This is a genomic window from Aneurinibacillus soli (genome assembly GCF_002355375.1).
GTDB classification, from domain to species: domain Bacteria; phylum Bacillota; class Bacilli; order Aneurinibacillales; family Aneurinibacillaceae; genus Aneurinibacillus; species Aneurinibacillus soli.
In genome coordinates this window covers 2,529,038-2,541,272 of sequence record NZ_AP017312.1, presented here as the reverse complement: position 1 = coordinate 2,541,272, position 12,235 = coordinate 2,529,038, and the positions used below count along the sequence as shown (strand labels likewise).

General features: G+C 40.2%; 12 protein-coding genes and 2 pseudogenes. 3 read left to right on the top strand and 11 right to left on the bottom strand.

Features of this window, described 5'->3' with window-relative positions; all coding sequences use genetic code 11:
- Positions 1-291, bottom strand: a pseudogene (locus CB4_RS12855) (L-serine ammonia-lyase, iron-sulfur-dependent, subunit alpha); the annotation flags it as partial.
- A 166-nt stretch (positions 292-457) separates the two neighbouring features.
- Here CB4_RS12855 and CB4_RS12850 point away from each other — a divergent pair.
- Positions 458-1,636: an RNA-guided endonuclease InsQ/TnpB family protein gene (locus CB4_RS12850; RefSeq protein WP_096466185.1), complete on the top strand. Its 1,179-nt coding sequence runs from the start codon at positions 458-460 to the stop codon at positions 1,634-1,636.
- Between the two features lie 168 nt (positions 1,637-1,804).
- Here CB4_RS12850 and CB4_RS12845 read toward each other — a convergent pair whose 3' ends face one another.
- From CB4_RS12845 to CB4_RS12830, 4 genes are all read right to left on the bottom strand, one after another.
- Positions 1,805-2,275, bottom strand: a complete 471-nt coding sequence (locus CB4_RS12845; RefSeq protein ID WP_231955997.1) for an L-serine ammonia-lyase, iron-sulfur-dependent, subunit alpha — start codon at positions 2,273-2,275, stop codon at positions 1,805-1,807.
- A gap of 443 nt (positions 2,276-2,718) precedes the next feature.
- Entirely contained in the window at positions 2,719-3,906 is a 1,188-nt protein-coding gene (locus tag CB4_RS12840) for an MFS transporter (RefSeq protein WP_096466184.1), read from the bottom strand.
- A 103-nt stretch (positions 3,907-4,009) separates the two neighbouring features.
- Positions 4,010-4,321 carry an ArsR/SmtB family transcription factor gene (locus CB4_RS12835; RefSeq protein WP_096466183.1) on the bottom strand — a complete coding sequence of 104 codons (312 nt, stop codon included), beginning with the start codon at positions 4,319-4,321 and terminating at the stop codon, positions 4,010-4,012.
- 81 nt (positions 4,322-4,402) lie between these two features.
- Positions 4,403-5,305, bottom strand: coding sequence for a DMT family transporter (locus tag CB4_RS12830; RefSeq protein WP_096466182.1), 903 nt, complete (start codon positions 5,303-5,305; stop codon positions 4,403-4,405).
- A 170-nt stretch (positions 5,306-5,475) separates the two neighbouring features.
- Between CB4_RS12830 and CB4_RS12825 the strand changes: the two genes are divergently transcribed.
- Positions 5,476-6,036, top strand: coding sequence for a helix-turn-helix transcriptional regulator (locus CB4_RS12825; RefSeq protein ID WP_096466181.1), 561 nt, complete (start codon positions 5,476-5,478; stop codon positions 6,034-6,036).
- Positions 6,037-6,350: 314 nt separating this feature from the next.
- Here the strand turns inward: CB4_RS12825 and CB4_RS21965 are convergent, their stop codons facing one another.
- From CB4_RS21965 to CB4_RS12795, 6 genes and pseudogenes are all read right to left on the bottom strand, one after another.
- On the bottom strand, positions 6,351-7,292 hold the full coding sequence (locus CB4_RS21965) for an SRPBCC family protein (RefSeq protein WP_096466180.1): 942 nt from the start codon (positions 7,290-7,292) through the stop codon (positions 6,351-6,353).
- Between the two features lie 2 nt (positions 7,293-7,294).
- On the bottom strand, positions 7,295-7,810 hold the full coding sequence (locus CB4_RS12815) for a MerR family transcriptional regulator (protein ID WP_096466179.1): 516 nt from the start codon (positions 7,808-7,810) through the stop codon (positions 7,295-7,297).
- 176 nt (positions 7,811-7,986) lie between these two features.
- Positions 7,987-8,085, bottom strand: a pseudogene (locus CB4_RS12810) (helix-turn-helix domain-containing protein); the annotation flags it as partial.
- Positions 8,086-8,357: 272 nt separating this feature from the next.
- Complete coding sequence (locus CB4_RS12805; RefSeq protein WP_096466177.1) at positions 8,358-10,124, bottom strand: SulP family inorganic anion transporter; 1,767 nt, start codon at positions 10,122-10,124, stop codon at positions 8,358-8,360.
- 29 nt (positions 10,125-10,153) lie between these two features.
- On the bottom strand, positions 10,154-10,618 hold the full coding sequence (locus CB4_RS12800) for a DNA mismatch repair protein (RefSeq protein ID WP_096466176.1): 465 nt from the start codon (positions 10,616-10,618) through the stop codon (positions 10,154-10,156).
- Positions 10,611-10,937: an ArsR/SmtB family transcription factor gene (locus tag CB4_RS12795; protein ID WP_096466175.1), complete on the bottom strand. Its 327-nt coding sequence runs from the start codon at positions 10,935-10,937 to the stop codon at positions 10,611-10,613. The genes CB4_RS12800 and CB4_RS12795 overlap by 8 nt, the downstream gene beginning before the upstream one ends.
- Positions 10,938-11,269: 332 nt before the next feature.
- On the opposite strand from CB4_RS12795, the gene CB4_RS12790 reads away from it, so the two are divergent.
- On the top strand, positions 11,270-12,181 hold the full coding sequence (locus tag CB4_RS12790) for a cation diffusion facilitator family transporter (protein WP_157737970.1): 912 nt from the start codon (positions 11,270-11,272) through the stop codon (positions 12,179-12,181).
- Positions 12,182-12,235 lie beyond the last annotated feature (54 nt).

Below are 12,235 nucleotides of genomic sequence, written 5' to 3'. Positions count from 1 at the left end.
TCACCCTTTGCTCTTGTTGAAAATTTTTTCCCGCAATGCTTTTCCCGTAGGTGTTCCAGCTAACCCTCCGATCCCCGTTTCACGAAGAGACGCTGGCATTTCTGTACCTACTTCATGCATAACCTGGATCACCTCATCTGGAGGGATCATGCTTTTTACTCCCGCTAACGCCATATCAGCAGCTGCCAAAGCGGTGATTGCATGGAGTCCGTTGCGAACGATACACGGAACCTCTACCAGGCCACCAACGGGATCACATACAAGACCCAACGAGTTTTTTAACATTCTTCCGAAAGAAGTCTCCCACTTCTAAACGTGCAGGTGCTTGTAGTACCAGTGAAAATGGGAGATGAATTTCGGGTAGGCACAGCCTACCCTGGTCCTTGCAGAACGTTTGATCGCCTGTTATACTTTGGATAGTACCTTCAAATCAGGAGTGTGGGAAAGGAGAGTGCATATGATTCGTGCCAAGAAAGTGTATGTTCGCACCTCGAAGGCCGATGAAGATCGGTTATTTGCCTGCAACCGTGAATCTGCACGTGTTTGGAATGAGTGTTTGCAGTTAGCCAAAAACTGCTACCTCAAATATCAGAAATGGATCTCCAAATCTGAACTGCAAAAACAAACCAAAGGAAAATTCCACCTACATAGCCAATCCATCCAAGCCGTTTGCCACAAATATCTTTTCGCCAGAGATTCCGCTCATCAAACCATCAAAAAAGGACACACAACGACACGTTATCCCTACAAGAAAAAGAACCACTATAACACGAAATGGGCCAAAGACGGCTTCAAGATTGATCCCACCGGAAAAATTGAACTTTCGATGGGCAACCACAATGGCAAACGTGAAAAGCCAATTGTTGTGTATGCCTCAAATCTTCCCCAAGGAACCATCAAGGAAATCGAATTGTGTTATGACAACGGATTGTATCTGGCCGTTTCATTTGAAGATGGACAAAAGAATAAAGAGTATCAATCCGGACAAGCCGTTGGCGTGGATCTGGGCGAAATTCACACGCTGGCTGCTTTTTGTGAAAAGGGGCAAGCCTTAATCGTGACAGGAAGAAAAATCCGCTCCCTTCACCGTTTGCGCAACAAGAAACTTGCAGAAATCCAGCGTCTGCAATCAAAGTGTAAAAAAGGGTCTCGCCAATGGAAAAAATACGGGCGTGCCAAACAATATGTGTTGTCAAAATCCGGGAAGCAGCTTCAGGATGCACTACATAAAGCAACCCACAACTTTGTGGAATGGTGCATCAAGCAATCAGTATCGGATGTGTATATAGGAAATCCTGAAGGGGTTCAACGAAACACTCGTAAGAAAAAGAAAACCAATCGAAAACAAGCACAAAAATTATCCAACTGGTCTTTTGGACAAGTGAAAGAGTATCTCAAATATAAAGTAGCGCAAGAAGGAATCAACATGCATGAAGTGAACGAAGCGTATACAAGTCAGACATGTCCTGTCTGCAAGAAGAAAAAGAAAGTATCTTCTAGAAACTATGCGTGTGCATGTGGCTATCAAGAACACCGGGATGTCCATGGAGCACGGAATATCCTAAGCAAAGCGGTACATGGAGACATTCGGCATTTCGATGTGCCAACCAAACAAAAGTATCTACGGATTGCGTAAGCAGAAGTAGTAGAAGGTCTGTTCCGACCCATCTATACGGAAACGTATAGATGTTGCTTACCTACATAGCGAGAGGGCTTCCGACACGGTATCGAGCATAAGGGGCCAATCTCCTTATGCGTAGAAGCCTCATCGATAGGAGTGGTAAGAAACTCCCTCCTCTACGCGTTAGCGTAGGTGGGAGAGGTTCATAGCTAATCCAACGGCATGACCTACTGTACCTCCGCCAATTTCTACTAATGTACCCGCTGCCATTGCGGTTGCGGAACCGACCTCAGCTTGACATCCGCCTGCAGCTCCAGAAATGGATGCGGAATTAGCGATAACAAGACCAAGTGCAGCCGCTGTCATCAACGATGAAATAATGGTATCTCGAGAGTATCGTCCAGTATCTAGTGCATATACCAATACACCAGGTAATATACCGGCTGATCCAGCTGTGGGTGTTGCTACAATGCGTCCCATTCCTGCATTGACTTCCGAAACAGAGAGAGCATAGGCCATCGTTTGTAGCGTTTGTGGATGGATAAATGTACGTCCCTGATTGATATATTCATAAACGCGAAAGGCATCCCCACCGGTGATCCCACTACGAGACATAACTGGTTCTTGAATCCCTTTACGTACAGACTCTTCCATGACCTAAAACTGTCGCTCCATTTGATTGAAAATCTCGCGGTCCGAACGTCCAGTTTGCTCTTTTTCCATTTCCATCATTACTTTACCGATGGTCATGTTTCGATCTTTAGATTCCTAGTTGGAGATACCACCACATCACTATTAGGGGTAATGATAGGGTAGCTGCTCTAGTCCATATGATTATTTCCTATAAATGTAAGAAAAATCAGGCGTGCGCCCGGTCCTTTATCACTTTATCAAACTTAAACTTTCTTATACGATCAAAAAGCCTGACATACACTCCCTATAAGGGAATATGTTAGGCTTTCGTCGTTTGATCTTGCTTCTTTATTTTATGATCTGTCCCCTTCTCCTTGCAGGATCTATCCTTATCATTTGTTGTCACTTTCTTTTTAAATGACGTATTATTTTTAGAATTAAATGGCGTTTAAGAATGATTTCCGTCAATCTTCTTCCGTAACCATAGCTTTTTCAGATGACTTTATATTTAAGTCGAAATATATGGTTTTTACGACAATACATAAAAACGACAGGATTGCAAAAAGTAACCCGCTCCAAACGACTTCTGTTATTCCGAGCCGAGATATAAACCAGCCTCCGATTGCTGTACCAATCGTCACACCCAAATTTGAAAAAGACACAAATAAACTGTTAGCAAATTCCGGAGCCTCTGGAGCTTCTGATGTCAGCCAAATTTGACTTACAATAAGTCCACTTGTATGAATTGCTCCCCATACAATGATAATCCCACATAGTAGAAGTAGCGATGTTTTTATATAAAAAAGAAGTAAATAGCAAATTCCTAAAGCTACAGGGTAAAGCAGTACGGTTCTCAACATGCGATAACTTAACAGCCTTCCTGCATACCAGTTACCCGCCACACCGCAAACACCGAAAATCACAAGCATCACGCTAATAAGCTTTCCGCTCATGTCGAATCTCTGTCCTAAATATTCAGCAAAATAACTATATACGGAGAACATAGCAGCAAGTATGAAGCATGTGACAGCGATATTTAACCACAAAGCGGGTTTATACAATATCTTAAGCTGTCTTCCAAATGAGATTTTTTCCTTTCCAGGTATGAATGGAACCATTACTCCTATTCCAACGCACGCGATCCCATTCACAATGGCAGAAAATAAAAACGAAGTGCTTAGTGAAAATTGATTTGCAATATAGGAAGTAAGCGGAATTCCCAATACCATGCCCATACTGACCCCAAGAAATACCTTTGCGCTTGCATTCGCGACCTCTTCCTTTACCGATAATGCAGCGGCTAATACAAAGGCAATGGAGAAATAAACCGGATGAAAGAAAGCGGGAATCATTCGGAAAACCATAAGTACATAAAAGCTCGGAGCAAAAGCCGAAATCACATTAGAGACAGCAAATAGGAGCAGAATACCTATTAATACTGTCTTACGGTTCAACCTTGACATTAATAACGTCATCCAGGGACCAAACAGGGCAATAATAAGAGCAAATGAACTAACAAGCATTCCAGCCAGTGCTGCGGTAACGTTATACTTCTCCATGATCATCGGCAAAATTCCAACTACACCAAGCTCAGTATTGATAATGCCAAATATACCTAGAGCAATAAAAAATAGGGGGCTGTTTTTTTCCATGCTTCTCTTCTCCTTGTAATATAATTTTTTATAAATATACATATCTATATAAACAGATATACGTATTTATAAAAAACAGGTAGCTTTAATTTATTGAAGCTACCTACACTTCATTTTCGATATAGTCGGCCAATTTACGAATCGTTTCTTCATTTCTCCGGTAATAGGTCCATTGCCCGTATCGCTTGGATTCCAAAAGTCCAGCTTTCTTCATAAGCATCAAATAGCTGGAAATCACGGATTGTGCTAATCCTGTTTTTTCTTGAATGCTTCCTACACATATCCCTCCTTTAAAGTCAGCATCCGGTGGTAAATACAATTGTGGACCGAAATTTTCATCCGGATTTTTTAACCACTTCAAAATTTGCACTCGAGTATCATTAGACAACGCTTTAAAGATTATCATGGTATCCATATGTCTTATTATATCTATTTATATAGATATTTCAATTACCATATTTGAAATAAGTCTTTCTCGCAAGCAGATCCTCTATTTTTAATCGGAGGTAGTCTTCATGGATTTGTTATTTCTTTGTTGTAGTAAAAATACCACTAGACCGATTAAGATGAGTGCGATACCAATACCTTGTTGGAAAGAAACGACCTCATCCAAAATGAAATAAGCGAGTATACAAGTTCCAATCGTCTCTCCTAATATGCTCATTGAAATAACTGAGGTACTTAGCCATTTCAATAGCCAATTAAAAATCGTTTGCCCTAATATCGTTGCAACAAACGCTAATCCAATAAAGACCAACCATGTTTGGGTGGAATAATCAACGAAAGATGTTTGCTGGCTGAAAGCTAAAATACTTAAAAATAATGCACTGCTGGCATAACCGATGATGGAATATGGGATAAGAGATAGCATTTTGCGAACATGCTGGCCAATAAAGAAGTAAGCTGTAATGACGCCCGCCGAAATAAAAGCAAGTATATCACCAAATAACGCCTGTCCACTAATCTGAAAATCTTTACATCCAATCACAATACTTCCGGAAATCGCCAAGAAACATCCGATTATAGCCCCTTTACTGAAGCGCTCTTTAAATAGAAAATAGCCTCCAGCCATTGAAAACAGCGGTTGTAATGTCACAATTACCGTCGAACTTGCCACAGATGTGTACTGTAACGATTCAAACCACAATACATAATGGACTGCTAAAAATACACCTGATAATAACCCGAGTCCCCAGTGTTTTTTTGACAGCGAACATAATTCCTTTCGATTCTTTCTATTTACTAATAAAAAGGGTAAAAGCATTACTGTTGCAAAAAACATCCGATAGAATGCTGTAATAGTCACAGGGGCATCTGCTAATTTTACAAAAATGGCTGAAGTAGATAACGCAAATACGCCGAAAAACAAAGACACGTAAGAAATAAGTGGTAATTTCAAGTCTGTTCCCCTTTTCTAGATGTGTGTTTATAATAATAAAAAAGATATATTATAATATACAAATGTCAGTATAAATTATTTATGTAACCGAAAAAAGCACTAATTCTCCATGTTTAGTATGTCAGCACAAAACGAGTTAAACATATATTATTTTGGAAGGGATCTTTTCTATGAACAATCTTCGCCTTGGGCAAACGGTATTACATTATCGTAAAAAGAATGGGATGACAATTCGTGAGTTCGCTGATTATGCAGGAATCAGCACTTCACTTATTAGCCAAATAGAAAGAGGACAAGCAAATCCTTCGTTAAGTGTGCTAGAGCTCATTGCAAAAGCATTAAATGTGCCTCTCTTTACCCTTTTCATTAATGAAATTAATACGGATTCGCTTATATCGAGGAAGCATGATCGAAAGAAAGTATATCGCGAAGATCGTCACCATGTTGTCTATGATGTGTTAACGCCAGACTTTATGAAAGCACATATTAAACTCTTACTGATGGATTTACATGCAAACGCAAGCACTACGGAAAGTTACTATTCACACGATGATCAAGAAGAAATTGCTGTCATTATGAAAGGCCCAGCGTATGTTGAACTGGAAGGCACTGAATATTTTTTAGATGAAGGTGATGTCGTACGCATTCCGCCAAATGTTAGACATCGATTTTTGAACAAAAGCGATGAACCGATTCATATCTTATTTGTACTAACTCCAGCGTTAGTTTAATTTTCATACATAAAAAAGAGCTTGACCAAAAGGCCTAGTGACAGGGTTACTGTCATAGACCGCAAAGTAGCTCACGATCTTCCCTAAAAAACACTTGATGACAGGGTTCCTGCTATAATCAATCACATAATTTCCGATAGAAGGGGTAGCGTCAGGAAAATGCGGATTTACAACGTTAAGGAAATCCAACTATAAAAAAGCCTAATTTCTCGGTATTATAAGTGAGAAATTAGGCTTTAGTTACTTCATTAAAGCGCCCTTTAGCTGAATAAGTAAAATTTCTATGTTAGCGCCTATATTTTAATAAAATTAAATTAGTGTTTCCGGCGGCTAACCATTTTAGTCAGTTCCGCCTCGAGTCGATCAAAGTTCTGTTCATTGGCTTTGTAACAGAAACTTCTCACTTTTTCACATTCTTTAACTGATTTGTGGAGCATTTGCCATATAAGTTCGGTTTTACCTTCTTTCTCAGCAAATGTAATGGTTAGTAAAAATTCATGTATTGGCCCCAGATGGTGGATAACAATCTTTTCAGGTTCAATTATTTCGGAAAAGATAGATTTATTCTCATAATCTACACCATTGGGTCCATGCATAATGAAACACCAAATACCGTTTGGTCGCATATCGAACTCATGAAACGTATTAGTAAAGCCCTCGGGTCCCCACCATTTTTCCAAATGATTCGGGTCACTGAATGCTTTGAACATGATTTCACGTGGCACATTGAAGATACGTGTGTTGACAATCTCACGATCAGAGATTGGCTCAGGAGAGTTAATAATCTTCGATACCTCAGAGGATACCCTTAACTCTTGATTATTTTTCAACTGTTCACCAAGCTGATCCAGCAAAATACTTGTCCCGTGCTCACGAACTGTAGCTGTATCATGGCCGTCTAGGAATACGCCTTGCTCGGTAAAAATCAGGTGTGTTCCTTCATCAATTTGTTTAAACTCGACCGTTGCTACAGAAACGGAAATCCGCGTTTCATCGAGATCCATGGTGTAAGAATAGACAATACGGTGGTCAGGAATGATCTCCTGATAGTGAGCCTTAAATGTGTAAACAGGACCTCCTGGAGGGCCGCCATGATTTATCTCTTGTCCACCCTCTCGAAAATCAAACTCTTCCGCCTCAGTGAACCATTTTGCTTTAAGCTCTGGGTCCGCCCATGCAGCGAATACCATTTCAGGTGTGAAATTATACACCTTTTCAATAACAAAGGTATCGTGTGTTGCAAAGTGTTTTTTCATTCTCACTTCCTCCTTTTTTGGTGAGACGGATGATTAGAAAGGAATTCGCCAAGTCGATCAAATTGGCGCTCCATATTCTTTTGGCGCCCGTAAAAATAATTTTCATGACTTTTTTTCATCATTCCAATTGAATTTGTAAAATCTTGAACCGTCAATGTCTCTTTCGTTTGCAAAATTTCAGATACATTTTGCAAATCTTTTAACAGCTTCTGTTGAACTCTAATATTTTCTCTTAAACGTTCTATTTGAAGATTCACCACTTCAATAGGGTTATACGTATCGTCGGCCAGGATCGATTTAATTTCCTCGAGCGTTAACCCTAAATCTTTTAGACTAAGAATTTGCTGTAACCGCGAAAGATCTGTGGCGTTATATAGGCGATATCCTGCTTCTGAATAGTCTGATGGTGAGAACAGTTCAATTTGGTCATAATAGCGCAAGGTCCGAATCGTTAAACCTGTTAACTTTGCAAGTTCTCCTGTCTTCCATTTCTTCTTACCTGAAACTAAAATAACCATCCCCTTATTTTCGCGCGAATTTTTACCGGTATCTTTACTATAAACCGTTACGTCACGTAAGAGTCAAGGGAAGATAAATTTTTTTGAATTGGGGTAGTACCAGCGAAGCTGACACAGCCCACAAAGTATATGGTAATAAAAGTAAGACCTCATTAGATGTCAACGAGGTTCGTAATTTACATATTTAAGTTTGCTTTTCGATACAAAGTCATTCGAGATACTCCTGCTTTTTCAGCAGCCTCCGAGATTGTAGAGCCTTGATTGATTAGGTATAACATGGTCAAACCCTTACAATAACGGCTATAATTTTTACCTACAAAGAAGATACTCCAAAAATCTTTGGCAAATAGAAGTATAACATAAGCAAATGAGGTAAAAAGAAGAGATCAGTCAGCGATTAGACTACGGGTCATACGATGATAAAAACAAAAAGAGTTTACATAATATAAATTACGTAAACTCTTTTGCGAGACTATTATCCATTTACTAACACAAGCTTTTTAGCGAAGTTAATCACGATAAAGGTTTCTGAATGTGTGCCATGTATTTAGATACGTTTGTTGCTAGTTTTATTCGTTTTCGCCCCCTGCTTTTCTTCTACTTGATGGGAAAGGTGTGTGCATTCATGAAAAGCAAAATGTTTACAGCCTGTACATTGAGTGGTTTCAATGTGAGCAAGCGAATAATTAAGAGCGTCCCCTGTATGATCGAAGAAGTGTTCTTCGCCGATTTCATCATACAGATTTGTCTTTTTGACCGTTTCCTTCAATTCAGGAGCAGCTCCCGAAACGAGAAGTACCCCTCCCTGTTTCGTAAAATGCTGAACAATGCTTCTAAAATACGATTCTCCCGTTGTATCCATAAACGGAACTTTTCCCAGACGTAAAATCAAAATTTTAGGTTGGGAGTGAATCGTGGTCATAATGCTCTGTTCAAACGTCTGCGCAGCTCCAAAGAAAAGCGGTCCTTCTATCGTGAACATGCTGATTTGTGGACAATCATGCGCTTTGTTCACGACATGAGGCAAAACCTTTTCGTGCTTTTGGCTGTGATCCGGGAGCACCTTGGCAATAACAAGCATTTCACTCATGCGTTTAGCGAATAAAATAACAGCTAATACAAGCCCTACTTCCACCGCTGTCGTTAAGCTCGTGAACACAGTAAGCAGGAACGTCACAAGCAAGACAAGGGAGTCCCCTGTTTTTAGCGTAAGAATATGAACAAAATGTTTCCGCTCACTCATGTTCCAGGCTACCAGCATTAAAATCGGAGCCATACTGGCCAGCGGAATCGCAGAAGCATACGGAGCTAAAAGCAGTAGCGTTACGAAAACAAATACACCGTGGATCACCCCGGAAATTGGTGAAACCGCTCCACTCTTAATGTTCGTTGCTGTTCGTGCAATCGCCCCGGTTGCTGGAATTCCTCCGAATAAAGGTGTGATGATGTTCGCAATCCCTTGTCCAATCAGCTCCCGGTTGCTGTTATGCTTACTGTTCGTCATCCCATCTGCAACTACAGCGGACAAAAGAGACTCAATTGCTCCCAGTATGGCAATCACAAACGCAGGAGCGAGCAAATGTTTAATCTTCTCCCATGTCATAGCCAGCAGATGAAAATGAGGCGGCGTACTCGAAATGGTCCCGAATGCGGTACCAATGGTAGGCACATGCTCGGAAAAAAATAAGGATGCTATCGCACTCGAGATAATCAATCCAAGTAAAGAACCCGGTACTTTAGGCAAAAATTTAGGTGTAGCGATCATAATCGCAAAACAAATCAAGGCAATCGTAATACTATACAGATTGATTGTATCGATATGGATCACAATTTCCTTAAGATTGTCAATAAACCCCTCGTGTTTGGTAACACCCGTCAGGCCAAGGAAATTAGCGATTTGTCCGGCAAAAATAATGACGGCGATACCCGAAGTGAACCCGATGATTACGGGGCGTGGAATAAAGGCAATCAGAGAGCCAAGCCGAAACATCCCCATAAGGCAGAGCATGATCCCGGCCAGCAAACCGGCAACGAGTAAATTTTCGTAGCCATACGTAATCATAATTCCGAACAAGATCGGGATAAACGCACCTGTAGGACCCCCGATTTGATACTTCGAACCACCAAATAATGAAATCAAAGCCCCTGCAATACACGTTGTATAAATGCCATATTCCGGTTTTACCCCCGAGGCAATCGCAAAAGCCATCGCAAGCGGAATGGCAATCACACCTACAATCACACCGGCCAGCAGATCTTTTTGAAAATGCTTGAGCGAATATCCCTGAAATCTACCGGTAAATAAACCCCTCATTATAGAACCCTTCTTTATTGTGTAATGAACTACTTTAGTTTTTCACTTTCAAATTTTTTAAAGATATACCGGTTGTTCAAATGTATTTCTAACCTTCCCAGATCGCCTCCCTTTTGGACATATACGCTTATCTTTTCGGCCAAAAGTCTCCCTTTCTTCTCATCGATGCCTTCCGTGTTGATAAAGTGCTCAATTGTCACATAATCAGGCGTCTCATCCTCGCGAAAATACCGACCTGGTACTTGACTCCAAAATCTTTCCCACTGACTCATCAGCCCGATATTTTGCAGGAAAAATTTTTGGATTCCACATAACCATGCCGTACAAGCAGTATTTCTCTTTGTGCATCCAATGCCATCCTCTAAATGCTCGCATTTTGAGCAACACGAATTTCCCCCTTTAATGCAAGCATCGCAAACATAATGGGCTCCTACTGTTCGAAGAACGTTTATTCCATACTCGATAAGCTCTTCTCTTGAGACTTTGCTATTCATCTAGTTCTTCCAACATAGAGATCGTATCGATTAAATGGTTGTTGAAAATTTCCTTCGCGACAGAGAGTAAATTGATAATCACTGGATCGCGAAGGGAATACACCACTCGTTTTCCATCTTTCGTTCCGACCACGATATTTTTGGCACGCAGGAGGCTGAGTTGTTGAGAAACCGCAGAACCTTCACTATTGAGGCTGCTTTGAATTTCGTTTACGCTTTTATCCCCTTCTGCTAGTAATTCGAGAATACGGATTCGTAAAGGATGGGATAAGGCTTTAAAAAAGTCTGCTTTAAATTGCTGCATATCACTCGTGTTCATTCGAATTCACCCATTCGCTTCTGGTTTAGTGGACATTCTATTTGTAGCGGCACATAGCGCCTATATTAATTTCACATATTCAAATGTTTGAATATGTATATAGTACTCCTGGGTTGCGAAATTTTCAATACAATTTTTTTTGGGAGAATGATTTACAAAATCAATTAATAATATCTCTCATTTTCAGTTAAATAAGCTGAATTACAGAGTTTGATAATGATTATCTCTTTTTATCTCTCATTATCTTTATTTATCTCCATTTTTCTGTTGTTTTATTTTCTTATGAGGAGTAAAATGGCGGAGACAATATGAATAGGAAGGAGATCATTAAAATGACCGAAGATGCGGTTGGGACTCATAAACAAAACGAAAAGCTGATTCGTTTCTCGATCTTAGTTACATTTTTGATGTTTAGCAGCCAGCTCATTGGCGGATTTATTACGAATAGCTTAGCGATTATGTCAGATGCCTGGCATTTGTTGAGTGATCTTTTAGCGCTTTTCTTGAGCTGGTATGCCATCAGGCAAACCTTGAAACCTGCCGATGTTAAACACACATATGGATATCATAGATTTGGCAGTCTTGCTGCACTGATTAATGGGCTAACCTTGATTTGTATTTCCGTTTTTATTTCGTATAATGCTATCGTAAGAATCATTCATCCAAGCCCGGTTCATTCGACTGGGATGATGTGGTTGGCTCTGGTTGGCTTTGTGGGTACGTTCCTGATTGTGATTGTGTTACGACAGGGCGGGCAAAATATCAATGTAAGAAGTGCACTGATTCACTTTTTAGGGGATGTACTATCGTATCTGGGGATTCTAATCGGGGGTCTTGTAATTAAGCTGACGGGCTGGATGCTAGTTGATCCGATTTTAAGTGGATTGTTTGCGTTGATCATTCTAAAAAATGCTTGGCTTATTACGAAAGAAGCAGCTGAAATTTTATTAGAGTCGGTTCCGGGTGATGTATCAGTGGAAAAGGTAAAAGAACGTCTATTACAAGAAGAAGATATCCTGAACGTACTCGACCTGCATATTTGGAGTTTATCGAATGAACATATTTCGTTAAGTGCTCATATCCAGATTCATGATATGCCTGTTAAAGACACCGATCGTATTCTACGGAAAATCGAAAAAGTTCTACTGGATGAATTTAAAATTGCCCATACCACGATTCAATTACAGACGAATGAGAACTATCATAACAAATCGAAAAACACGGGCGCTTTACAAGTTCATTAGTGTCCATATAGCGAATGAAGAAGCCGCCTTTGCTTTTCAGCAGGGCGGCTTCTT

Bases quoted from the DNA above. Each gene is read 5' to 3' on its own strand.
- CB4_RS12815 (WP_096466179.1), bottom strand. From the start codon at position 7,810: ATGGTTATTTTAGTTTCAGGTAAGAAGAAATGGAAGACAGGAGAACTT.
- CB4_RS12845 (WP_231955997.1), bottom strand. From the start codon at position 2,275: ATGGAAGAGTCTGTACGTAAAGGGATTCAAGAACCAGTTATGTCTCGT.
- CB4_RS12835 (WP_096466183.1), bottom strand. From the start codon at position 4,321: ATGGATACCATGATAATCTTTAAAGCGTTGTCTAATGATACTCGAGTG.
- CB4_RS12795 (WP_096466175.1), bottom strand. From the start codon at position 10,937: ATGAACACGAGTGATATGCAGCAATTTAAAGCAGACTTTTTTAAAGCC.
- CB4_RS12840 (WP_096466184.1), bottom strand. From the start codon at position 3,906: ATGGAAAAAAACAGCCCCCTATTTTTTATTGCTCTAGGTATATTTGGC.
- CB4_RS12805 (WP_096466177.1), bottom strand. From the start codon at position 10,124: ATGAGGGGTTTATTTACCGGTAGATTTCAGGGATATTCGCTCAAGCAT.
- CB4_RS21965 (WP_096466180.1), bottom strand. From the start codon at position 7,292: ATGAAAAAACACTTTGCAACACACGATACCTTTGTTATTGAAAAGGTG.
- CB4_RS12800 (WP_096466176.1), bottom strand. From the start codon at position 10,618: ATGAATAGCAAAGTCTCAAGAGAAGAGCTTATCGAGTATGGAATAAAC.
- CB4_RS12850 (WP_096466185.1), top strand. From the start codon at position 458: ATGATTCGTGCCAAGAAAGTGTATGTTCGCACCTCGAAGGCCGATGAA.
- CB4_RS12825 (WP_096466181.1), top strand. From the start codon at position 5,476: ATGAACAATCTTCGCCTTGGGCAAACGGTATTACATTATCGTAAAAAG.
- CB4_RS12790 (WP_157737970.1), top strand. From the start codon at position 11,270: ATGACCGAAGATGCGGTTGGGACTCATAAACAAAACGAAAAGCTGATT.